The sequence below is a fragment of the Shewanella sp. SM95 genome, from assembly GCF_025653595.1.
In the GTDB taxonomy this organism is placed as follows: Bacteria; Pseudomonadota; Gammaproteobacteria; order Enterobacterales; family Shewanellaceae; genus Shewanella; species Shewanella oncorhynchi.
In genome coordinates this window covers 31,174-55,649 of sequence record NZ_JAKKSE010000012.1, presented here as the reverse complement: position 1 = coordinate 55,649, position 24,476 = coordinate 31,174, and the positions used below count along the sequence as shown (strand labels likewise).

Sequence of the window (24,476 nt, the reverse complement as noted above, 5' to 3'; positions counted from 1 at the left end):
CAATTTTAAGAGGCAGTTGCCATGAGTGAGCAAAAGTTAGCGTTAAACGAATACCTAAAGACCGACAGTGATTACCTGCGCGGGACCATCAAAGAAGGTTTAGATTCTTCTGTGACTGGCAGTTTCAGTGACGGCGATCAGCAGCTGATCAAATTTCATGGCTTCTACCAGCAGGATGACCGCGATTTACGTAACGAACGTAAAGAGCAAAAACTCGAACCTTTATATAGTTTTATGTTGCGTGCCCGTGTACCCGGCGGTATTTGTTCTCCGCAGCAATGGTTAGGCGTAGATAAAATTGCCTCGACGCTCACCAGCTCGAACAGTATTCGTTTGACGACCCGCCAAACCTTCCAATACCACGGTATTCCTAAGCGTAACTTGAAGACCATTATTCAAGACTTAGATCGCGAAGCGCTGGATTCGATTGCTGCCTGTGGTGACGTTAACCGTAACGTGATGTGTAACCCCAATCCGGTGGAATCGAAACTGCACGAGCAGGCCTATGCAGTGGCGAAACAACTGTCTGATCATCTATTACCCCACACTCGCGCCTACGCCGAAATTTGGTTAGATGAAGAAAAGTTACTCTCGACCGAAGATGAAACCGTCGAACCTGTGTATGGCAAAACCTATCTGCCACGTAAGTTCAAAATGGCGGTTGCGGTTCCTCCAGATAACGATGTTGACGTTTACACCAACGATTTAGGCTTTATTGCTGTTGCCGAAAATGGCGAGCTAGTTGGCTTTAACTTAACGGCTGGCGGCGGCATGGGCTCGACCCACGGCGAAGTGGAAACCTTTCCACGCCTAGCAGACGACTTTGGTTTTATCAAAACTGAAGACGTGATGAAGTTTGCCGAAGCTGTGATGACTGTGCAACGTGACTGGGGCAATCGCTCTAATCGTAAGCGCTCGCGCCTTAAATACACAATCGTTGACCACGGCTATGAGAAATTTAAAGCCGAAGTTGAAGTACGTGCTGGGGTGAAATTTGAACCTAAACGTGATGTAGTGATTGGCGATCGCGGCGATCGTTATGGTTGGGTCGAAGGCGTTGACGGTAAGTGGCATTTAACCTTATTTATCGAAAGCGGTCGTATTAAAGATTTACCGGGCCAAACCCTGCAAACGGGGCTGCGTGAAATTGCTAAGATCCACAAGGGCGATTTCCGCATGACCTCGAATCAAAACATGATCATCGCAGGCGTCGCAGCTGAAGATAAAGCCACCATTGAAGGTTTAGCCCGTAAACATGGTCTGCTGGGCCAAGTGTTGACGCAAACCCGCGGTCACTCGATTGCCTGTGTGGCGTTGCCGACATGCCCATTAGCGATGGCGGAAGCCGAGCGTTATTTCCCTGAGTTTATCGATCATATCGATGCGCTGCAGGCAAAACACGGCATCAGCGAGCAAGCAATTGTCGTGCGGATGACGGGTTGTCCTAACGGTTGTGCTCGCCCATTTGCCGCTGAAATTGGGCTTGTGGGTAAGGCGCCGGGTCGCTATAACTTGTACTTAGGTGCAAGTTTTGAAGGGACTCGTTTGAACAAAATGCACAGAGAAAATATCCAAGAGGCGGACATTCTCGCCGAATTGGATGCCCTGTTTGGCCGCTACGCCGTAGAGCGTGATGCAGGCGAAACCTTTGGTAACTTCACAGTCCGCGTGGGTGTAGTGAAGGCGGTGATCGATGCCGCTAAGGATTTTCATGGCTGATCTTGAGCAAAAAACCAGTGATAAAGTGCCGACTGTGGTCAGCGCTGCCGAACTCAAGGCATTATTGAGTGCGCCTAAGGCAGAGCAAGTGATAGAGCTTGAGCGCATTAATCAGTTCTTAGGGGGATTAAGCGCGCAAGAGCGAGTGCTATGGGGCTTAACTTATTTGCCCGGTAATCATGCGCTGTCCTCAAGCTTTGGGATCCAAGCCGCTGTAATGCTGCATATGGTGAGTCAGGCACAGGCGAATATTCCGGTTATTCTGACGGATACGGGTTATTTATTTCCTGAGACTTATCAGTTTATCGACGAACTGACAGAGCGTTTATCACTGAATTTAAAAGTGTACCAAGCAGTGATGACATCGGCATGGCAAGAGGCGCGCTTTGGCCAGTTGTGGGAGCAAGGGGTAAACGGACTAGAGCAATACAACCGGTTAAACAAAGTTGAGCCTATGCAACGTGCTTTAGCCGAGCTTGAGGTCGGCACTTGGTTTGCAGGGCTTAGACGCAGCCAAGCCAGTACCCGTGAGGCGTTGCCGATACTGGCGATTCATGGCACGCGCTTTAAGCTACTGCCAATTATCGAGTGGTCGAATAAAGATGTTCACCTCTATCTGACGCAATTTGACTTGCCGTACCATCCACTTTGGGACCAAGGCTATGTTTCTGTGGGGGATACCCATTCGAGTAAACCACTCGAATTAGGGATGACAGAGGAAGAAACTCGCTTTAATGGCCTACAACGTGAGTGTGGTCTGCACTACGAAATCTAGTCATTTTATTGATTTTAAATATTAAACGCCTCAACTTAGTTTGGGGCGTTTTTTTATCATTTTAAGATAAGTGGGATTGAATTTAATACTCTGGACTGTCGAGGAAGCTAAGTGATGTCATTTAAGCGTCATTTAACTAAGATAGATTGATATTCATAGAGTTAGTTTGCATTCATTTTTAAATGCTAAAAATGTTGTACATTTTTACTCACAGAGTTATGCACATTGGTTAAGCCTGCGCTATATTTTGAAGTTCCCGTAGATGGTTTTGAAGCGTTTTACTGTGTTAATTGACATGATTCATGTCTTTTATGAGGTTAAGTTGTTGTATATCGGTATTTATGGGCTGGGTTTGCTGTGTATCGATATGGCTTAATTGGATGCAGTGAAAGCGTTGAAAACCTGACTCGCACCTGCGAGTATCAAGCAGTTTGATTGACTTGCTAGCTCTCGTTAATCAGCCATCATTACCTCGGTCAGCTGTCGTCAAAGCTGCCGAGGTCAAGTTAAGTCGACCCCAGTCAATCTCCAATAGTGATTTGTTCTTGTTATGGTTATTTCTCAACCTATCTTTGATTATCGAGTAAGATATCCTTGGTGTTTCCTTTACTCTCGTAGCATGATCAGCTTGCAACTCGCGTAAAGCTTTAGAATATTTTCTGTAAGCCTAGGTTGCCCCAAAGAATCCTTGCAATGGGATGGCTTGACTGGATAGATGAGAAACAAGAAATGAGAGTGTGTGGATGAGATGGTATAAATGACGGCCCCTTTATATGCGATGCGAGATCATGTCAGGCGTCCAAGTGTTAATAAGTCGAGTGACCCAGCACCTCAGAGACGAAAGCGTGGTTTTCGTCGTTTATTGTCTTGGTTATTTAAGGGATTAGTTTGGGCATTTATTTGCTCAATTTTATTAGTGATCCTACTACGATTCGTCGATCCACCGATGTGGACTTGGCGTATCGAGCGTGCCTTATTTCCACCTGCACCTATCGGTGAGATCAGGCATCAATGGCGCGATTTAGCGCAAATTTCTCCCGAATTACAATTGGCTGTGATTGCTGCGGAAGATCAACGTTTTGTTGAGCATACTGGATTCGATTTAGTCGCGATAAGTTCGGCACTGAAATACAACCAAAAAGGCACCAAAGTCCGCGGGGCAAGTACCTTAAGTCAGCAGGCGGCGAAAAACCTTTTTATGTGGTCGAGTCGCAGTTTCTTTCGTAAGGGATTGGAAGCTTGGTTTACGTTATTTATGGAGTTGACTTGGGATAAGTCGCGTATTCTTGAAGTGTATTTAAATATTGTAGAATTTGGCCCAGGTATTTACGGCGCCGAAGCGGCATCAAAGCATTATTTTGGAAAGTCAGCGGCAAAACTTACCCAATACGAGGCTTCATTACTCGCAGCCATTTTACCCAATCCTTGGCGCTATAAGGTGTCTCCACCGTCATCCTATGTGCAGCAGCGCTCAGCTTGGATCCGTAAGCAAATGCGCCAGCTAGGTGATGTCACGCTTAAAAAAGTCCACGAAGCACGATGACGCTCTGGTGAGTTAGTTTGAGTGAGATGAGCTTAATTTGTCATTGAGTTCTTTGCTTAATCGTCGATGACTTTGAGATGTTTTATTACCGAATTGAAATAAGATTGGAGTTATGTTTAATAAACGTTAATTCTAATGCGTTTTTAATGCTGCGAACTCCTATCCTGTTCGCTTCTGTGTCGGTTTAATGTTAAATTATCGGAAAAATTTTATACCTTAGTTTCGCTTAGCCTAAGCATTTTAAACTGGGTTTGTATTGCGTAGGGCTGAGTCATTGCGTTTTCTGATTTTGCATTATCTGCATAAGGGATATGTAAGAGCGGATAAATATTTAAATACCTAAGGTGAGTTCTTTAGGTATTGTTTTCATAAAATTGAATGTCATTAAATGGAGTTTCTTAAATGAAAAAGATTGTGATTGCTGCGGCAATTATTGCAGCAGGTGCTGGTGGTTATTGGTATATGCAGAATGGCGCGGGTTCTAGTGCCTCTGCTAATCCTTTGCTCGACTATGTGCCTGCCGATACGCCGATATTTTCGGGCCAGTTAAAACCCTTCCCGTTAAAAGCGTATTTACAGTCTATTTCTGGAAATTATCAGCAATATCCAAGTAACACGCTTGATGAACTCGGTGTGCAGGATAGCCCTATGGGCAAGTTCTTCGTTAGCATTTATCAGCAGTATATGGATGGGATGAAAGATCCTGCCTTACTGTTAAAAACCTTCGGTTTCCCCGATGAAGTTAAACCTTATATTTATACTTTAGGTGCTTTGCCAGTATTAAAGATTGATGTTAATCAGGCTGAAGCATTTTGGGCTGTATTAGATAAAGCCGAAAAAGACAGTGGTGTAACCCACGAAATGCGTAAAGTGGGCGATGTTGATTATCGCGTTTATGCACTATCGGATGAAAGCTCAGCAGAGAAAGCAGAACTGCTATTTGCCCAGAAAGATGGCATATTAACGATGACTTTCAGCACCTCTATTACCGAGCCTGAGTTATTAGAAATGGCATTTGGTATTAAGAAGGCGCCGCAGTCATTAGCCGCTTCTGGCATATTAGAAGATATTATTAAGACCCATGGTTTTAAAGATGACAGCATTAGCTTTATTAACCATGTGGAAATTGTAAAGGCATTAACTTCTGCAGATAGCAATATGCTAGCTAAGCAACTGACTCAATTTTTTGCTGATGAAAGTGCGGGTGAAGATCCATTAGCTCAAATCAGAACACCAGAATGTCGTACCGAACTGACTGCGATTGCCGCTAACTGGCCGCGTACTGTTGCTGGTTTAACGGCGTTTTCTGTGACTGAAAAAGAAAGCCATATGGCGGCTTCATTTGTTGTCGAAACGAAGAATCAACCTATTCTTGCGGCAATGCAAAAGATGCGTGGTTTTATTCCATCGCATCTGGCGGATATCGACAGCACTATCTTCTCCATGGGAATAGGCTTAGATATCAATGAAATTACCCCTTCATTAACGGCTATTTGGGATGATCTGCAAAAGCCGCAACTGACCTGTGCACCATTGGCAGAGTTGCAGGCTGAGTTGAGCCAACAGAGCCCAGCTATGCTAGGCATGTTCACTGGTATGGCTAACGGTGTGAAAGGCATGAGCGTTTCATTGCTCGACTTTAAAATGAGCACACAAGATCAAGAGCCTAAGTTAGAAAGTTTAGATGCTTTAGTCAGCCTCAGCGCCGAAAACCCATCCATGTTGTTTAATATGGTCAAACCTTTCGCCCCTATGCTGGCTGAAGTGCAATTAGCCGATAACGGCGATGCTACTGATTTATCTCCAATATTGATGTTGCCTCCAGAGTTAGGTGTTAAGCCAATGCTGGCGATTAAAGGCCAACATTTAGTGGTGTATAGCGGTGATAAAGGCTTGGCTTTAGCCAACAAATTAGCAGGCGAGAAACTGTCAGCGAATGGCATGTACAGCTTGTCTGCTGATTACGGCAAGATGTTTACGCCAGTGCTAACACTGTTAGAAATGAGCGGTGAGCCGATCCCTGAAGAAATGCAAATGCTTAAAGATTACAACATGCGAGTTCAAATGAGCTTCGATGTGAATAAGCAAGGCTTGGTCATAGGTTCAGTCGCCAATTCTAAAGCAACTGAAAAGAAGTAATGCGTTAGTAAACTCATATTTGCTTAAAATGAGCCAGCAGATTGCTGGCTCTTTTTTTGGCTTAATTTAGCTTAGCTTGAGCCAACTTAGTGTGCTGTGCTGGCAGAACAAGTTGCGCTTTGGGCTTGGCGGAGCGCATTAAACTAACGAGCCCTTGCCATTGAATATCACTGTTCTGAGGGAGCAAAATATCCGGTTCAGTCCCGATACCGGACAGGAGTCTCCCCTGTGCATCATAGGTTAACGAACTGCTGAATCTTATGTTTAATCCACTGTTTGGCAGTTTGAAATGATACTGACGTGCAAAGTCGCCTGAGGTTTTTTCACCAATCAAATTTGCCCTAGACCAAGATTTAGTACGATAGGCAATCCACTCGCATTCTTGGCGACAATGGGGACTCACGAGTAGCGCTAAGCGATTTCGCCCTTCAGGAGCCACCGCAGGCTTAGTGCGAACATACCAAGGGCTGAATTTCTCTTTATCGACAGAGGGTAAGTTACGGGTGAGAGATTTGAGCCTAGGAGGACTGTACTCTAACGCATCCAGAGGCATAAAATTGAGCGGCTGTAGATAATCATTTCTCAGCTCTGGTGAGCGGCGATAGTGCGCAAATCCCATCACGTTAGGTGTTAAAGTGTTATTTAAATCCGCATCTTGATATCGCGACAGCATAGTCAATAATTTCGGACTAAAGCCACTGGTATCACGTAAATCAATGATTAGTAAGGGATGTGTCATGCCTTTGAGCAGTTCTTGCTGTTGTTCTTTATCTAATTCAAAGGCGTAGAGATCGCTGATCTTAAGTTTGACCGTCGTATTGTTGACCGTCTCTAATTGATTTGGCATGTCTTGAAATTCGGTGCGCTCAAATTGAGATAATTGGTTAATAAATTCGAGCACATTAATATCTTGAGTCTCGTCTTTTTCACTGATAGTTGCTAATTGAACTTGCGGTTTATGGCTTGGCAGGGCGAGAGTCACCTGCTGGCTTTGCAGATCATCATTAATTAGCGTAATGACCACATAGGGCTTGATGCTAAGTCCTAAGTCTTCGCGCAGTAGGTTAAGTTTTTTCAGCCAAGGTAACTGCATTTCTTGGCTCTGTTTTGCCGGCTCAGGTAAGTAGGCTTGGCTGGTCGCTACCCATTTGCTCATAGGTAAACCATCGATATGAGTGATAAAGGGGAAGTCGTTGTTGACTGGATTATTATCGTTATCCAAGGCTAACCATTGGTCGTTGACTGGCCTTAGCGTTAACGGGAGATCGCCGCTTTGATCATCGAAGTTATGCACTTGAGCGCCTGGATCTTTGAGGGTATTGAGTAATTTAGTGACTTCAGCAGCAAAGCGATCATTGGGAGTAATATCTTGATACTGTTCAACAATAAGGCTAGCCATAAATTTAAGCTGCGGGTTGGCTTTGTCGGCCGTTAAGGCATAAAACGCTGAGTGTTGCTCGATTTGATCCAATAAGGCATAGAGATCTTGGCGTACCTCTTGTGCATTCAGCACTGGTGCAGCGCTATCTTTTGGCACAGCGAAAAACGCGAGCTTAAGTAAGCTCGCGAAAATAATGACACTGAGTAGCATGACTATGCTGCGGTAGCTAAAACTCATATTCCTCCATGATGTTAAGGCGCTGCTTCAGGGCACAAAAAGGTGTGCGACTATCGGCTTAAATGCCATTCGGATCAATGTAAATCGTCCCGCTGAGCCATAAACTCAGGTCCATCTGAGCAATTTAGCAGCAGGTTTGGTAGATTAGCAGCAAATTATGGTCGATTTTTGTACTTAGTCACTTTATATACCCAAACAATCTTAAACAGCGGGATCAAGTGGGTATATCTTTCTTATAGAATATCGTTGAGTGAAATTCCGATACCAATACGTTGATTGTGATAGTTGTAATCGATTAGGCTTTCGCCATAACCATTAAAGTATTGAGTATAAAAGCGTAAGTTGCCGACGATAGGATGACTCCAAGTCAGTTCTGCTGAGCCTCTGTCGATATCTTCTAGATTCGTTTTAACGGTTAAAGTGAATCTATGTTCATCGATACCATAAACGCCAATAAACTCTGCTTTACCTATATAGTCATCAATATTCGGGTTATCGTCGCCGCTGGCTTTATATGGATCTGTCTTTTCATCTTCAGGAATACGCCACCACACTTTGGTGGAGAAGGCGAGTGGGCCTGCATCAAAAATCATAGTGGCATAGAGTCGATTCCAACTGCGGGAAAGTGGCCCTGCTTTACCATTCGATTGATGTACGGCACCAAATCCCCAAAAGGAATTGGTCACACTGCCAATTTTCCAATCGTTATTAAACAGCATAAAGACTTCAGGCTCGTGATTGGTTTCCCTAAAAGGCGATGAAGTGTCTTTGTTATAAACCTGCCAATAGGATTGATTGGTGTAAGCAAAAAATAAATGGCCATTATCACCAAACACATTGTACCAAATAGGAAATTTAAAACTGATTTGGAACTTAGCCTCAAACTCATCTAATGAATAGGGGTTGAGTATTGCATCTTCGGTGAAAGGTGTCATGTTGGGATCTGGGCTGTAGGTGACTGGTAAAAGGTAATTCACTTTATGTGGCGTAATCACAAAAGGTAGATCCGCCGTGGCAAGTTCATCTTTTACTCTTCCTTTGACTAATGATTCTTCGGCATTTATGTCCGTACAGGCTAATAGCCCTGCCAATGCAATACCTGAGTAAAGTGGTTTCATCTGCCCTCCTTGATGTGTTTATTTATTTGTCAGTCGTACTCAACAAAGATAGTTATTTCCAGCTTAACATTAGAAAGTGAATTTATGGTTATGGAAAAATCCTGTGTCACTTAATGACAAATCTTGTAGTCAGCCATTTTTAGTCCCATAGAGACATGTTTAGGTAGAATTTTTGGCAATAACATAGTGCCAAAATCGTGCACTTAGCGGACAGAAATTAATTTGATGCAATTAGCTTAATCTTATTAAGTCACTTTTATTTCAATAGGTTAACCTGGATTTAGCGCATTTTTGATTTTGAAACCTAAGGTTTTCCCCACTTTAAGTGAGTGATCCCTCATTCTTTTATATCTAAATGATATAAAAACTAATTATTATCTATTTATTATGGAATATAAGACGCGCTATATTTCTACAGACTAAAGTGATCTTGGGGATTCTGATGGAAATTTTCTCTTTACCGGGCCAAGCGGCCAAAGGCAAAGTCTGGCTGGTGGGTGCAGGTCCCGGCGACGTTGAGTTGTTGACGTTAAAGGCATGGCGCATCCTTAAAACTGCTGATGCAGTGCTATATGACGCTTTAGTCAGCCAAGATATCCTCGATCTTATTCCCAAAGACGCTGAGAAGATTGCCGTAGGTAAACGTGCGGGCAAGCATAGCGCCGCACAGGACGAGATTAATCAGTTACTCGTCACTAAAGCCTACACCCGTAAAAATGTGGTGCGCCTTAAAGGTGGCGATCCTTTTATTTTTGGCCGCGGGGGCGAAGAGTTACAAACTTTAGTCGAAGCTGGGGTTGAGTTTGAAGTCGTTCCCGGCATTACCGCTGCCAGCGGCACGTCAGCCTATGCGGGAATTCCCCTAACCCACAGAGACCATGCCCAAGGCGTCACTTTTATCACTGGCCATTGTCAGTTAGAGAGTCGCCCTATGGATTGGCAAGGTTATGCTAATCCTAACAATACCTTAGTCGTGTATATGGGGGTTCTGAACGCAGGCATTATTCGCCAAGGTCTAGTCGATGCGGGCCGAAGCCCTGAAACGCCTGTGGCGATAGTGTCAAAGGCAACCACTAAAGAGCAACGTCGTTTTATCGGCCGTTTAGGTGAGCTTGAACAGCTTGCCGCCGATCCAGAATTACAAATGCCAGCTTTGATGATCATAGGTGAAGTCGTCACGCTGAGTGACACCTTGCATTGGTTCAAACCTGAAGCGATTGAATCGACTCAGGTCAGCGATGAACAGACTCAATCGGTTAGAGTCTCGGCCGTCGCGTCGATAAGCTAAGCCGCAAACAGTTAAAGCTATTAAGCAGTTAAACAAATTAAGCTAATCCATGCTGTGGTAACACGGCGAATTTAAGGTAACGGAGAATAGTATGGCCGGGCGTGAATTAAGCCACTTACAACAACTGGAAGCCGAGAGCATCCAGATCATTCGTGAAGTTGCAGCCGAATTCGATAATCCTGTGATGTTGTATTCCATCGGGAAAGATTCTTCCGTTATGTTGCATTTAGCACGTAAAGCCTTTTATCCGGGCAAGATCCCATTCCCGTTGCTGCATGTCGATACAGGTTGGAAATTCAAAGAGATGATCGCGTTTCGTGATGCGCAGGCAAAGAAATTTGGCTTCGAGTTACTGACGCACATCAACCCAGAAGGTTTGGCGCAGGGAATTAACCCCTTCGACCATGGCAGTGCAAAACACACTGACATCATGAAAACCCAAGGTTTAAAGCAAGCACTTAACCAATATGGTTTTGATGCGGCTTTCGGTGGGGCTCGCCGCGATGAAGAAAAATCTCGCGCCAAAGAGCGCGTGTATTCCTTCCGCGACCGTCACCACAGATGGGACCCTAAAAATCAACGTCCAGAATTATGGCGCACCTATAACGGCGCAGTGAACAAGGGCGAAAGTATTCGCGTGTTCCCATTATCTAACTGGACTGAGCTGGATATTTGGCAATATATTTATCAAGAAAACATTGAGTTAGTGCCTTTGTACTTTGCTGCTAAACGTAAAGTGGTTGAGCGCGGTGGTCAGTTAATCATGGCCGATGACGAGCGGATGAAGTTAGCCGAGGGCGAGCAGATTAAAGAAGAAGTGGTGCGTTTTAGAACCTTAGGTTGCTACCCACTCACGGCCGCCATGTATTCTGAGGCCGACAGTCTAGAAAAGATTATTGAAGAAATGCTGTTAACCCGTTCGAGCGAACGTCAGGGCCGATTGATCGACTCAGATCAAAGCGCCTCTATGGAGCAGAAGAAGCGTCAAGGCTACTTCTAATCTCTACAGGGTTAACCCTATTTCGCGAAGGTGGCGCTAATCAGCGCGATCTTCAGCCAAGCAGATCAAGAGTGAGAATATGATGGACAAAGCGGTCAATAAAACCAATCTCATGGCGGCAGAAATTACCCTCCATGGTGTGAAAGAATATCTAGCCCTGCAGCAACACAAAGGCTTACTGCGTTTTTTAACCTGTGGCAGTGTTGACGATGGTAAAAGTACCTTAATCGGCCGTCTGTTACACGACAGCGCCCAGATCTATGAAGATCAATTAGCGAGCCTAAAGAGCGACAGCGCCAAGATGGGCACCACAGGTGAAGCCATTGACTTAGCCTTGCTGGTGGATGGCCTGCAAGCTGAGCGCGAGCAGGGCATCACTATCGATGTGGCTTATCGTTATTTTTCAAGTGATAAGCGCAAGTTCATCATCGCCGATACGCCAGGGCATGAGCAGTACACTCGCAACATGGCAACGGGTGCATCAACCTGTGATTTAGCGGTGATTTTAGTCGATGCCCGCTACGGCGTGCAGACTCAGACTAAGCGCCATGCGTTTATCGCGTCATTACTGGGTATTCGTCACTTTGTTGTGGCCGTGAATAAGATGGATTTGCTTGGGTTTGACGAGCAAGTATTCAACCGTATTCGTGCCGATTTTACGGATTTCGTTAAAGATTTCGGCAACCTCGATATCCACTTTGTGCCGTTATCGGCGCTTAATGGTGACAACGTGGTTGAGCGCAGCACTCAAAGTGACTGGTATCAAGGCGGTACACTGCTTGAACTGCTAGAAACCATTGATACTCAACGTGAACTCAGCTCATTGCCTGTGCGTTTCCCTGTGCAATATGTGTCGCGCCCTCACTTAGATTTTCGCGGTTTTGCGGGCACGTTAGCCTCTGGCATCATCAATGTCGGTGACGAGTTAGTCGCTTTGCCATCGGGCAAACGCAGCAAGGTTGAACGTATTGTGACCTTCGATGGTGACATACAAGAAGCGGTTGCTGGCCAAGCTGTGACGATCACGCTGGAAGATGAAATTGATATTTCCCGTGGCGATTTACTGGCAAGACCGGATTCTGCACCTGCCGTCGCTAACGTGATCAGCGCTGACATAGTGTGGATGGATGAAAAGCCATTACAACTCGGTCAGTTATACGACATCAAAGTGGCCGGTAAGAAGACGCAAGCTTCTGTGACTGCTATCGATTATGTGGTTGACGTTAATACCTTAGCGCGCAGTGCGACGGACACTCTTGGGTTAAACGCGATTGCGCGTGTGACCTTAGAGCTGACCGAAGACATAGTGTTTGATGCATATTCGTTAGTACGCGATACCGGCGGAATGATCTTAATCGACCGCCTGAGTAATGCGACGGTTGCCGCGGTTATGGTGGTGTCGGGTCAACATGTTAACAAGCAAACAGCGTCACAATTTAGTGCCTTTGAAGTCGAGTTTAATGCCTTAGTGCGTAAACACTTCCCCCATTGGCAAGCGATAGATATCACTAAGCTTGGAGCTTAATTTGTGAGTGACTTGTGGCTATTAGCGATTATTTTGTTAGGGCTTGTGGCTGGCTTAATTAGCGGCCGTATCAATCCAGCGGTATTGTTTTTATTTGCATTTTTGCTCTGTTATTTGCTTGGCATGGTTGCGCTCGATACCGCATTAACAAGCTTTACCAATATTGGCTTAGTCACGCTGGTCCTCTTGGTGTTGGCCGCGACGGCGTTAGAAAAAACGTCCCTGCTGGGAAAGTTGAGTCAAGTCATAGGCAATAGTTCTTTGCCTATGACAATGGCAAAGCTCGGTTTTTCGACGGCTTTGCTGTCGTCATTTACCAATAACACTGCGGTCGTGGCATCACTGATTGGTGTTGTGCGCCGCAATCAGGCACACGCGCCGGCTAAGTTATTATTGCCGTTAAATTATGCGGCAATTTTAGGTGGCACACTGACCCTGATTGGTACCTCGACCAACTTGATTGTGAACTCCTTTGTAGAAAACGCCGGCTTACCCGCCTTAGGGTTCTTCGAGTTTACGCCAGTTGCAGTGGTGATCGTCGTCGCAGGCATCTTGTTACTGACCTTACTGGCGAACATTCTGCCCGACAGACGGGAAGAATCAGGTGAAGAAGCGCTGCCATATTTGCTCGAAGCCCATGTGGCGAAAGGTTCGTCCTTGGTCGGTCGCAGTGTGGTGGATAATAAACTTAGGGCGCTGAAAAAGTTATATCTAGTTGAGTTAGAGCGCAGCGGCATTTGTATTTGCCCTGTGCCGCCCCAGTTAGTGTTGCAAGCGGACGACGTGCTGCGCTTTAGTGGCGCGGTGGAATCGGTTGAGTTATTGCACCAATTCGATGGTTTAGATTGGTTTGGTAAACATCAAGCCAAAGGACAAAATTTAGTTGAAGCCGTACTCGCACCGTCATCCAGTTTAGTGGGCAGTTCGTTGAAAGCCTCGCGTTTTCGTGAGCAATTTGATGCGGCTGTGATGGCCATTCGCCGCGGAAATCATCCGCTGAAGGGCGGACTCGGTGACATTATTCTGCAACCCGGTGATGTGTTGTTATTGACGCCAGGTGATGGTTTTAGCAATAGCGCAAAGCTGAGTTCAGAGTTTGCGGCGATTAGCGGTTTAGATTTGAATGTGCGTCTAGACAGTCGTCGTGGTCGTTGGGTATTGCTGGGCTTTGCGGCAACGATCATCCTGAGTGTCACTGGCATATTACCCTTGGCTAAGGGTTTAGTGATATTGCTGCTCAGTTATTTTGCCATAGGCGCAGTCACGCTGGCTGAGCTTAAACGCCGTTTCCCATTGGAATTAGTGGTGATCGTGGGGAGTGCATTAGGGCTTGCCAACTTGATGATGAGTACAGGCCTTGCGAACAGTTTAGCCCAAGGATTACTCTCAGTTATTAACGGTTATGGGGTATTTGGCGCTTTTGTCGGCGTGTATTTAATGACCTTATTGCTGACTGAACTGGTGACCAATAACGCAGCGGCGGCGCTGGCGTTCCCTATCGCTTACGCGATTGCGCTTAATTACGGTGTCGATGCAAGGCCCTTTATTATGGCCGTTGTCTTTGGTGCCAGCGCGAGCTTTATTTCACCCTACGGCTATCAGACCAATTTGATGGTATTTAATGCGGGTAATTATCGCTTCAGTGACTTTGTCCGCCTTGGATTGCCGTTATCTGTGCTGTATTCCCTGATAGTGATATTTATGGTGCCGATCATCTTTCCATTTTAGTGATTAGCTTGAGTTTATTGCCCTTATGTTAGCGGTTAGTCAACATGGGGATTGAGGAGTTTTTATGACAAATATCGTGTGGCATCAACATCCTGTAGACCAAGCCGCCAGAGCCGAGCAGAAAGGCCAAAACCCAGTACTACTTTGGTTTACCGGACTTTCTGGCGCGGGCAAGTCAACACTGGCGGGTGCATTAGAGCGGGCGTTATTTGAGGCGGGATTCCACACTTATTTGCTCGATGGTGATAATGTGCGCCATGGCCTGTGTAAAGATTTAGGGTTTACGGTTGAAGACCGTGATGAGAACCTGCGTCGTGTGGGCGAAGTGGCTAAATTGATGGTGGATGCGGGGCTTGTGGTATTGTCAGCATTTATATCACCGACCCGTGAAGAACGTGATGGTATTCGTGCCCGTTTTCCTGCGGGGCAGTTTATTGAAGTGCATGTCGCTACGCCTTTGAGTGTGTGCGAGCAGCGTGACCCTAAGGGGTTATATGTGAAAGCGCGCAGTGGCGAGATTAGCAATTTCACTGGTATTTCATCACCCTATGAAGCGCCATTGGCCGCCGAGTTAACCATAGATACCAGCAAAGGCGATTTAGCGACTCAAGTGCGCGCCTTAATCGATTATCTGACGGCAATCAATGTTATCAATACCGATAAGGCTAAAGCACTCGCCTAGTGTTATGACTAGTTATGCCTAGCCATATTAAATCTTGCCTTAGCAAGTGATTGAATGCTCATAAAAAACAGGAGCCTTGGGCTCCTGTTTTATTTTGGGCGCAATGAGTTCACTATGTTCAATGCTGATATTCAAGCAATATGGTTTAAGCACCGCGTTCAAACAGAATAGTTCAAGCATCATGGTTAGATATCAAGTTTTAGCATCATATTCGGCCAGCATACTGGCTATCTATCGCCGTTGCGTATAAGCGGTTAATTCAGGTTCAGCTCGGCGGTTTCTGGCGCTGTTACTGGGATTATCAGGCTGAAAACGCTGCCTTTACCTAACTTACTGCTGACCGTAATTTTCCCGCCAAGAAGTTGGCTGACGAGTTGATAAGTTAAGTGTAACCCCAGCCCAGTTCCGCCATTTCCCCTGCGAGTGGTAAAGAAGGGGTCGAAGATTTGTTTCATCGTTTCCGCGCTCATCCCTATGCCATTGTCTGAGACTGTGATTTCGACTATTTGATCTTCTATCATCTTTGCCGAGATTTTTATCTGGCCATTTCCCCTTCCTTCGAAAGCATGGGTTATCGCATTAGTGACGAAGTTTTCAAGGGATTGTCCGAGTGCGCCTGGGTAGCTGTTCATTTCGATATTGGCATCAATGTCGATTTCGAGCTCATGGGATTGCTTCTTCATCCGTAGCCATGAGGTATGTAGCATGTCCTGAACGAGACTTGTGAGCTTAAAACTACGGCGTTCTTCCCTTGTTCTATCCACGGCTAAGCGTTTGAAGCTACTGACTAAGGTTGCGGCTCTGCTTAAATTGGCTTGCACTATCTCCGCGCCTTCATGGAAGTGAATAAAGTAAGTATCGACATCAGATCGCTTAAGACCCGATTCGAAGGCGTTTTGTAGCTTAGTGCATTCATTTTTCATGCTCGATAACGTGACCTGTGCAGCGCCGACAGGGGTATTGAGTTCATGGGCGACGCCCGCCACCATCATGCCTAAGGATGAGAGTTTTCCCGTCTCGATGAGTTGTTGCTGAGTGTCGTGTAAGTGCTGTAACGATTCGGCTAACGCGGTATTGGATTGGGTGAGTTTTTGCTGTTGCTCGGTTAACTCTTGATTCAACTTGTCCCTTACTCGCATGGACTTTGCTGCGCGCCAGCAGATCCCACCGCCGAGTAATAGTAATAAAATCCCTAGACTGAGCGCTTCCAGCAGGCTGCGTTGATTAATCTTTGAAAGTTGATCATTGGGAACCCGTATCACGAGTTTCCAATCTTGGTCAGAAGTGTTGGTCGCATCTTGTACATTTTCATAATCCCAGAGCCCTTCGGGGGTGATAAAAGCACCTTCGCTATCTTGGGTAATCTGTTGCCAGGCATCGGGATTGAGCTTAGCTAAGGTTAATTCGGGGCGATTAAACATAAATGCCCAAGTGAGTTCGGAATTGGATGAGAGTAGCCAGTAACCCTCTTTATTCAGCAGTGAAAGCTCGACATTGCTGTTAGCCGTAATTTTGGCAATGGCGTCTAACATTGATTGGGCGAGAAAATTGAGGGCAATAAAGCCTTGGCGCTCGCCTGAGGGTAAAAACACGGGAGTGGTGACTCTTAATACGGGCTTGATAGGAGTTTCAATTGTCCCCTTCTCAACATTCAAATCTAAGGGCGAAAAGTAAAAACTATTGGGCGCTAAACGTAAGCTTTGGATGGAGTAGTAGCGTTCGGCTTTTGATTGCAATAATGGCTTAGCAACCACTTGCGGACGTTCTTGGATAAGGTTAACCCTCACTTTCTCGAAGGCATGATTATCGAGCCAACGTACCTGATCGTAGTTTTGTGATGCGGCACTAAAGCTCTTGAAGAAATGTTCGACCTGAGTGAGATCTTGCTCATTTCCCGCCGCCGCATCGAGGAGTGTTTGATATTTAGCAAGAAATAGGGCGTCGCGCTTAATATTACCAATATGGTAGGCAATGGTTTTATCGGCATCACCTAAAAGGGTGTTCGCCTCTTGGTATAAGGGCACCATGGCATCTTCATGGCGCTTTTGATAAAGCAAAGTGGTGAGTATGGGCACCAACAATAACCACGGCAGCATGAATCTGAGCCAGTAGCCCCAGAAGGTAGGCTGAGTCAATTGCGATGGCGCTGTCATAGTGGTGTTTTTTGGTAGTTTTTAAGCCAAGTTAATAACTCCGGTAGTGGCATTGGCTTAGCATAAAAGTAGCCTTGGGCATCGTGGCAGCCGCGGTCGCTTAGCCATTTCGCTTGCTCTTTAGTCTCAACGCCTTCGGCAATCACATTCATGTGGAAGCGTTGTCCTAACAAGATAATACTATCGACTATCGCAGCGGCGCCATCATCTGAGGTGACATTGTCGATAAAGGATTTATCAATCTTAATGCGGTCGAAGGTCAGTTTGCTGAGATAGGCTAATGAGGAAAATCCGGTACCAAAATCGTCAATTGCGACTCTAATATCTATCGAGCGTAAGTCATTTAACTGCTTGCGGATGGTTTCGAAATTTTGCATCGCAATCGATTCAGTGACTTCGACTTCTATCTGACCTAGAGGCATGTTAGCGTCGGCAATGTGCTGCTTTAAAATATCGACTATGTTCTCCTGTTCGAACTGCATGGCCGATAAGTTCACTCCCATACATAAATTGGTATAACCCGCCTCATTGAGTGTGCAGAGTGCTTGGCAAGATTGCACGAATAGTTGCTCACCGAGTTGGGTGATCAAACCTGTCGCTTCGGCAATGGGGATAAAATCCAACGGCGGCACATTTTGACCATTTGGCAAGGTCCAGCGAGCCAGCGCTTCAACCCCGACGACTTCACCCGTTTTAATACAGACTTGCGGCTGCAGTGCAATATGGATGTCATTACAGGTAATACTGTGTTGCAGCGCTTGTAAGAGTTCGAAGTGATAGGCCACATTATCGTCATTGGCTTGTTGGTAAGTCACATGTTGTCTAATGCCTAACTTTTTGGCGGTTTTCTGGGCCATGTTGATTTGCGTTATGGCATCGACCGCAGTGCCATCGGCTAATTCTAGTGGCAGTGTGACAGTGCTGATATTAACCGTGATCTTCGATTTTCCTTGCTGATAGGGCTCAATGAACAGTCGACTAATAATGTCAGCGGTGACTAAGGTTTTAGGGCCGAGCACGGCAAATTTATCATCCTTGAGGCGAGCGACTAACACACAAGCATCAAAGTGTTCGCGCAAACAAGAGGCAACGTGTTTGAGCATCTCGTTACCTTGGGGCGAACCAAATACACGATTAAAGTCGGAAAACTTATCAATATCAATAATCAATAAATTAAATTTTTCGCGAATATCTTCCGCCAGCACGCCTTCTAAGGTGCGGAGCAACACGTTGAGATTAGGGATTTTGACGAGCGGATCTTCAAAAGCAATCTTATCTAGTTGGCTCATGAGCGACACGCTATGCAGGCCGCCACAAATATTCATGCTAAACACACGGATCATTTCAGTTTCCGTGATATCCAGTGGTCTGCCTGTGGCTAAATAAACGGAGTAATCGGCGCCTGCGAGTTCGTCGGGGAAGAAGAGGCAAGTAAAGTCATTTTCGATACGGGATTCCCTGCGGCTCAGGCAAAGTTCAAGTTGTGCCCGTATGTGTTGCTGCTCAAGCTGCTGTAAAGCATAGCCAAAATAAGGTTCAAACTCGCCCGATGCGGCAATGATTTGGTGGGAAATACCCTGTTCAGTTAATTCCCCCATTGATTTCACGCACACAATGCCACCATGGGGCAGGTTTAATAGCTGGGATAATTGTCGCAGCATCTTGCCTGAGAGTTCTTTGATATTGCGTGAGGTGTAGAGCGCGCCGCTGGACTCGGCAATCAGTTGCAAACCACGCTTAGCATTGGCAATACTGCTAATTTGTTGATATGAGCGCAGGTTAGTCGTGAGAATAGTTTGCAGTCTATCGGCCGATAACTCGGATTTAGTCCAATAGTCGTTGATATCGTAATCTCGCATTACATCGAAAATAGGGGCCATACCGGGCTGACCTGTAAGCAGTATAATGCGGATTTTTTCGTTACCGAGCACTTCCCGAATAGCACGGACTAACCGTAGCCCTGCATCTTCGGTTTCCATCACCACATCGACTAAGGCGATCGCAAAATCATTTTCCTTAGTTAACACTTGGCAGGCTTTTGCATAGCTAAAGGCTTGGGCCAGCTCAATTTTACAATCTAATACTTTGAGGGTTGATAACGCGAAGGCGGTCGAACGTTGGAAGTTTGAGTCATCGTCCACCGTGAGTATTTTGACTGTTTTTTGATTTTCGAGGTGTTGTGGTGACGGTTGTTCGTCTAAAAAAAAGACATTTTGTTCTTGACTAATCATTCTCTCCATCCTTGAGATGCCATTCGCATCCTTATTCACTCAGCAAATAAAACGAGCATTTTTTATACATAGAGTATTTGCGACAGATGGAGTTTATTCAAGCAAATATTTTTATTAGTCAATAATATAAGCGATTAAGTCGCTACTCGATCTTAAAATCCTTAGCGAACAAGAGTTGCAGGGCCTTGAGGTATTCTTGATCCGGCTTAGGTTGCACGAGTTGGGCCAGTTCATCACCAATCGGCGTTAAGCGATAATAGCTAAAAAGCAGATTGCCGCTCTTAGGCGTGAGCTTCATTTGTATGCCTTGCAGGGCAAATTGAATCGGTGTTTTATTGTTGAGTAAGCCGGTTTCGAACTCGCTGCTGTGCAGTATTCCCGCATCGACTAAGGTCAAAATACTGGAATAAGGTAGCCCAAACTGGGATAAGCCTAAATTGACTGAGGTGGTTTTACGGAAATACTGGCCAATCCCACCTGACAAGCGGTAGCCACTGATGAGTTTTAGGCGCTGCTCGTTATTCACCTTAGCCGCCATGCCAAGGGCTTTTTCTAGAATTTGTGCTTCCCTGTGAGTCAGTTGCTTGAGCAGCGCTAGGGTACGTAGACTGAAGTTTCCCGGATTCACTATCTCGCTCGACAATATCCGAGCCCACAAATCTTGCATCTTACGGTTATGGATTTGTTCCGCCATCAAGAAAAATTGATGGCTCCAATCGGGATCAAGATCGACCCCTGTGACATCTGAGTGGGTATAACTGAGGGCTAAGGCAAAAATGGTTTCCACATTGGCCTGATATTCGCTCGATAACTTGCGTGCTCTATGTTGAGCTCGCTCGGCTATTGAGGCGTTCGCAGGGCGGTATTCTTGCTCACTGGCGAGCCCTAATTGGCGACCAAGTAGCAGGGCTTTTTTGCGAGCGGATACCTCGGATGCTGACTCGCCTTCTTCTGCCAACAGTAAAATATCTGAATCCTTCATCGCGTTATTAATCCTTGAGCCTGCACTGTGGTTGAGGTGTGGGCTTAGTGAACTCTTACATTCGGTTGTAGCTCACTTTAGATGATCATCTCTTTAGTTTGAGCATCTCGTTAAGCCAATTCTTTGGTTCGTTATTATGCCGTTTTATTTAACGACTTTAGCGATTGATTTCGCACTTTTAGTTGGCCAAGACCATAAGGTTTCATTACCCGGTTCAGGATGGCGCGGAACATTCAGCGCTAGTATTAACGAACATACGGCAAAGCCCGCCCCTATGTAAAATACAAAGGCGGGATCGGTTAACCATAATAAGCCCAAAAGCACAGGAATAATCACAGCCGCTATGTGGTTTATGGTGAAACTGACTGACATAGTGGCAGCAATATCTTTGCTGTCGGCGATTTTTTGAAAATAGGTTTTCATCGCAATTGCCATCGCAAACAGTAAATGATCGATAACGTAGAGTGCTGCCGCCATATGGGCTTGTTCGACTAGGGCATAGCTGATAAAGACTAAGATGAGTCCAATATATTCCACAGTAAGCGCATTACGCTCACCAATACGTCCAATCAAACGACCAATAGCAGGCGCAAACAGTAGATTAACGGCATAGTTGATTAAGAACAGCGCAGTGATTTCACTGACGCTATAACCAAACTTTTCAACCATCATAAAGCCCGCAAATACCATAAAAATTTGCCGCCTCGCACCTGAAAAAAAGGTGAGCAGGTAATAGAGCCAATAGCGTTTACGCAGTATGATTTTTTTGTGTTGTATTTCCGTTGTCTCAAACTTGGGGTAATACCATGTTATGGTTAGCACAATGATGAGACCTAATACGCCTATAATCAAATACATATGCAGGTAGTCTAGCTTCAACCAAGTCATTACTAGCCAAATGCTGGCATAACCGACTAAAGCGGCCGCCGAACGCCACGCCAGTGCTTTCCCCATAAATCCAGCCGCGTCTTTTTTATCGACCCATTGCAGCGTTAGCGATTGGTTGATGGTTTCAAAATAGTGAAACCCGACAGACATCAACACAGTCGTTAGATACAGGCCTATGACCTGAGGAAAGAAACCTGTTACCGCTACGCCGATACATAAAATGGCGAGCGAGAGCAGGGCGAAGGCTTGTTCTCGAATGAGCAGCAGCACAAAAATTGCCGTAAAAGCCAAGAAGCCGGGGATTTCGCGCAGGCTTTGTAACATGCCGATTTCAGCACCAGTGAATTGGGCTTTCTCAATCACGAAGTTGTTGAGCAATGCCTGCCAAACGGCAAACACGAGTGACATAACAAAGGTCATCCACAGCAAGAGTGCTTTAGGATCTTTTGCTTGAATAGCTTTCATGGATAAGGGACTCAGGCGATAAGTGTTCAAATGCTAATGCTTTTTTCTTAGGTTGGCTATATAAGGTGTGACTTATCCCTTTCAATTTTGTAACAATGTTTAGGCGAATTAACTCCCTAGGTTACAAAGACGCTAAAGCGAGAATATACCTAAGGCGTTATTTTTGTGAGGCAGTTAAAACTACCGCATATACTTGGGGTGTTTGGCGCTAAGCCCGTGATCTATTTCATGTAAATTGGCGGGTAAATCACCTAGTATGAAATATCATAATTGTCATTTTACTTTTGCATACCAAGTTAAATTCCACTGGAATGCCAATGACTCTGGGTGTCCATTGCTACTTTTAGCGCATTTAGTCTGAGCGTTGTGATGTCATTTGATATGCCAAACGGGCATAGAGAGTCGAAATTAAGTCGCCTACACCGTCTTTTCTAGGCCGCTTATTGTTATTTTGCTTGGGATTAATCGAGGCTAAATTGAAAAGAATTCTTATCATTTACTCTAGTGTTCACGGCCAAACCCAAAAGATTGCTAAAAAGCTCGCACAGCAGTTAATGGCTTTGGGTAATGAAGTGGTTACTGCCGATATCAAGGCCGCTCCAGTGCTCACTGAGTTCGACAAAATCATCATAGGCGCCAGTATTCGCCATGGTAAACATAACCCAAGTTTGTACGAGTTTATTGAAAAGCATCAAGCCGTATTGACGGATAAGGTCAGTGGTTTTTTCTCTGTCAGCTTAGTGGCACGTAAACCCGAGAAAAACACCCCAGAGACCAATCCTTACATGCAGGCATTTTTAAGTAAAACCACTTGGCGGCCACAATTGTTGCGCGTTTTTGGGGGGAACTTGAATTACCAAGGCTATAACGCTTTAGATAGAAATATTATCCGTTTCATCATGTGGTTAACTAAAGGACCTACTGACCCTGTTACCAATGTTGAATACACGGATTGGCAGAAAGTGACTGAGTTTGGTGAGCAGATCCACAGCGCTTAAGCTTGATATCAAATTTCGGTGCTTCATTTAGCCCTATTCTATTCGCGCCCTGCAAGCTGTATGTATGCCTTAGTCACAAGGGCAAAGGAGCATTAAATATGATCAGTATGATGACTAAACTTCGCTCCTTATGCCGAGTCATTATGGCGCAACTGCATGTGTGGATTGTCGTGTCGACTATCTTACTCGTGTGTTCCAGTCCGTGGATTTTTATGGGCCGACGGATACCCGATAACGCCAGTTTTTGGGATTATTTGCATGTATATTTAGGTTTAGCGTGTACTGTGCTTGGGATTCTTTTCTTACTCAGCAATATCTTGCGTGGCAAGTGGCACCAATACTTTGGCTGGTTGGCGGGCGATTGGTCACAGTTAAAGCAAGATGTTGTTGGACTTACTAAAGGTAAACTCCCCGTCGCTGGTGGCAAAGGGCTGTTTAGTGCCATAGAAGGTATTGGCATGCTGTTGCTGGTGGCTACAGGGGTTACGGGTCTAGTTTGGTTTATCGTTCAAGGGACGCCAACGGCACTGACATGGCGTGGTTATCACCAAGTCTTTGCGCAGGCTTTTATTGGTTTCTTGATCCTACATCTCGTCTTGGCTGCGAGCCATATTCTTGATTTTATTCGGCAATAAACTTCAGAACCCATATTGAGCGCTTATACCAATCACTTGGATTGAACACGCATAAAAATGGCCTCCTAATTTGGAGGCCATTTTTTTATTCCAACGATTGTTTTGAATTAGCTAAGACGTTGCTGACGGGTCGCACCAATTGCGGCGGCGAAGACTAGAAATAACCAGCTTAGACTGCCACCCGATGAGGTTTTAGCGGGGGCGGCATCTTTCTCAACAGCAAGGTAGTTAATTAACCCAATTAACTCATCTAAGGTTTTGATGCTGTTTAAATTTACCGCATATTTATCGTTCACGATAAAGGCGGGTACGCTGTCGATTTTGAATTCATTCTGCTGGGTGCGCCACAGGGAAAGCTTTTCATTAGTGCTTTTGCTATCGGCTAATTCATCGTATTTAGCAGCATCGACACCAAATTGGGCGAAGACTTTTTTGATGTCATCACGGCTGTTAATTTGCGGCTCGTGCTGATGGCCAGGTGCACTATGATCGTGGCCGTTTGCGCCCTCTGCACCTTGGATTGCGGTAAACATGGCATGGGTTAAGGCGTCTTTGTTATCAACGCTTTGGATCACGGCTAATGAACGCATCACTTCAGTGCCAATGTCGCTATTCATAAAGTCGACATGCTTATTGTCGAAACTTATCTGTTTGTTGAGGTTCGCCTTGATATCAGGCAAATAGTTAGTTTCCATATTGAAGCAGTTATGGCAATAAAATGAATAGAATTCAGTGAGTTTTGGTTCGCTGCTAGGGGCTTTGGTCGAGATTTGAGTGTAATGTGTGCCTTCTACAAAATTGGCGGCAAAGGTGCTCAATGGTGCAATCGCTAAGGTTACAGCCAAGGCTAATTGTTTAATCATAGTTTCCTCAAATTCGGTGGGATTGAATTCACAATGTCAGTCGTTGTTATCGTTGACATTCAACGGTCAACATAAGAGATAGAGTGAGCTTCAACCTAGGAGTTAAGCTAGCCAAAATGCCAGCGC

The 24,476-nt window shown here is 45.4% G+C and carries 18 protein-coding genes; 11 read left to right on the top strand and 7 right to left on the bottom strand.

Features of this window, described 5'->3' with window-relative positions; genetic code table 11:
- Positions 1 to 21 precede the first annotated feature (21 nt).
- From cysI to L5M29_RS13845, 4 genes are all read left to right on the top strand, one after another.
- Positions 22 to 1,719, top strand: a complete 1,698-nt coding sequence (gene cysI / locus L5M29_RS13860; protein WP_263168322.1) for an assimilatory sulfite reductase (NADPH) hemoprotein subunit — start codon at positions 22 to 24, stop codon at positions 1,717 to 1,719.
- Positions 1,712 to 2,494 (top strand): phosphoadenylyl-sulfate reductase, encoded by a 783-nt coding sequence (locus L5M29_RS13855; RefSeq protein WP_263168321.1) that lies wholly within the window; start codon positions 1,712 to 1,714, stop codon positions 2,492 to 2,494. The genes cysI and L5M29_RS13855 overlap by 8 nt, the downstream gene beginning before the upstream one ends.
- 757 nt (positions 2,495 to 3,251) lie before the next feature.
- Positions 3,252 to 4,037 carry a monofunctional biosynthetic peptidoglycan transglycosylase gene (gene mtgA / locus L5M29_RS13850; protein WP_263168319.1) on the top strand — a complete coding sequence of 262 codons (786 nt, stop codon included), beginning with the start codon at positions 3,252 to 3,254 and terminating at the stop codon, positions 4,035 to 4,037.
- Positions 4,038 to 4,439: 402 nt separating this feature from the next.
- Positions 4,440 to 6,176: a hypothetical protein gene (locus L5M29_RS13845; RefSeq protein ID WP_263168317.1), complete on the top strand. Its 1,737-nt coding sequence runs from the start codon at positions 4,440 to 4,442 to the stop codon at positions 6,174 to 6,176.
- 61 nt (positions 6,177 to 6,237) lie between these two features.
- Here L5M29_RS13845 and L5M29_RS13840 read toward each other — a convergent pair whose 3' ends face one another.
- Both L5M29_RS13840 and L5M29_RS13835 read right to left on the bottom strand, forming a co-directional pair.
- On the bottom strand, positions 6,238 to 7,794 hold the full coding sequence (locus L5M29_RS13840; protein ID WP_113939008.1) for a S41 family peptidase: 1,557 nt from the start codon (positions 7,792 to 7,794) through the stop codon (positions 6,238 to 6,240).
- 233 nt (positions 7,795 to 8,027) lie between these two features.
- Positions 8,028 to 8,912, bottom strand: a complete 885-nt coding sequence (locus tag L5M29_RS13835; protein ID WP_263168316.1) for a phospholipase A — start codon at positions 8,910 to 8,912, stop codon at positions 8,028 to 8,030.
- 442 nt (positions 8,913 to 9,354) lie between these two features.
- Between L5M29_RS13835 and cobA the strand changes: the two genes are divergently transcribed.
- The 5 genes from cobA (at position 9,355) to cysC (ending at position 15,135) form a co-directional block, all read left to right on the top strand.
- A complete protein-coding gene (gene cobA / locus L5M29_RS13830; protein ID WP_263168315.1) occupies positions 9,355 to 10,200 on the top strand; it encodes a uroporphyrinogen-III C-methyltransferase in 846 nt (281 codons plus the stop codon).
- Between the two features lie 91 nt (positions 10,201 to 10,291).
- Positions 10,292 to 11,200, top strand: coding sequence for a sulfate adenylyltransferase subunit CysD (gene cysD, locus L5M29_RS13825; RefSeq protein WP_105251586.1), 909 nt, complete (start codon positions 10,292 to 10,294; stop codon positions 11,198 to 11,200).
- Positions 11,201 to 11,282: 82 nt separating this feature from the next.
- Entirely contained in the window at positions 11,283 to 12,725 is a 1,443-nt protein-coding gene (gene cysN, locus L5M29_RS13820; RefSeq protein ID WP_113939005.1) for a sulfate adenylyltransferase subunit CysN, read from the top strand.
- A gap of 3 nt (positions 12,726 to 12,728) precedes the next feature.
- On the top strand, positions 12,729 to 14,453 hold the full coding sequence (locus L5M29_RS13815; protein ID WP_198571839.1) for an SLC13 family permease: 1,725 nt from the start codon (positions 12,729 to 12,731) through the stop codon (positions 14,451 to 14,453).
- Positions 14,454 to 14,517: 64 nt separating this feature from the next.
- Positions 14,518 to 15,135, top strand: coding sequence for an adenylyl-sulfate kinase (gene cysC, locus L5M29_RS13810; RefSeq protein ID WP_263168314.1), 618 nt, complete (start codon positions 14,518 to 14,520; stop codon positions 15,133 to 15,135).
- A gap of 254 nt (positions 15,136 to 15,389) precedes the next feature.
- Here cysC and L5M29_RS13805 read toward each other — a convergent pair whose 3' ends face one another.
- From L5M29_RS13805 to L5M29_RS13790, 4 genes are all read right to left on the bottom strand, one after another.
- Positions 15,390 to 17,288, bottom strand: a complete 1,899-nt coding sequence (locus tag L5M29_RS13805) for a sensor histidine kinase (protein WP_263168313.1) — start codon at positions 17,286 to 17,288, stop codon at positions 15,390 to 15,392.
- Positions 17,285 to 19,519 (bottom strand): EAL domain-containing protein, encoded by a 2,235-nt coding sequence (locus L5M29_RS13800; RefSeq protein ID WP_263168312.1) that lies wholly within the window; start codon positions 19,517 to 19,519, stop codon positions 17,285 to 17,287. Before L5M29_RS13800 ends, L5M29_RS13805 begins: the two co-directional genes overlap by 4 nt.
- 142 nt (positions 19,520 to 19,661) lie before the next feature.
- Positions 19,662 to 20,501: a TIGR03899 family protein gene (locus L5M29_RS13795; RefSeq protein ID WP_028761753.1), complete on the bottom strand. Its 840-nt coding sequence runs from the start codon at positions 20,499 to 20,501 to the stop codon at positions 19,662 to 19,664.
- A gap of 144 nt (positions 20,502 to 20,645) precedes the next feature.
- Positions 20,646 to 21,854 carry an MFS transporter gene (locus L5M29_RS13790; RefSeq protein ID WP_168822615.1) on the bottom strand — a complete coding sequence of 403 codons (1,209 nt, stop codon included), beginning with the start codon at positions 21,852 to 21,854 and terminating at the stop codon, positions 20,646 to 20,648.
- Between the two features lie 476 nt (positions 21,855 to 22,330).
- Between L5M29_RS13790 and hemG the strand changes: the two genes are divergently transcribed.
- Together hemG and L5M29_RS13780 are read left to right on the top strand one after the other, a co-directional pair.
- Complete coding sequence (gene hemG, locus L5M29_RS13785; protein ID WP_028761755.1) at positions 22,331 to 22,852, top strand: menaquinone-dependent protoporphyrinogen IX dehydrogenase; 522 nt, start codon at positions 22,331 to 22,333, stop codon at positions 22,850 to 22,852.
- A 107-nt stretch (positions 22,853 to 22,959) separates the two neighbouring features.
- Positions 22,960 to 23,487, top strand: coding sequence for a cytochrome b/b6 domain-containing protein (locus tag L5M29_RS13780; RefSeq protein ID WP_263168362.1), 528 nt, complete (start codon positions 22,960 to 22,962; stop codon positions 23,485 to 23,487).
- 107 nt (positions 23,488 to 23,594) lie between these two features.
- On the opposite strand, the gene L5M29_RS13775 is transcribed toward L5M29_RS13780, so the two are convergent.
- Entirely contained in the window at positions 23,595 to 24,350 is a 756-nt protein-coding gene (locus L5M29_RS13775; RefSeq protein WP_263168311.1) for a thiol:disulfide interchange protein DsbA/DsbL, read from the bottom strand.
- Positions 24,351 to 24,476 lie beyond the last annotated feature (126 nt).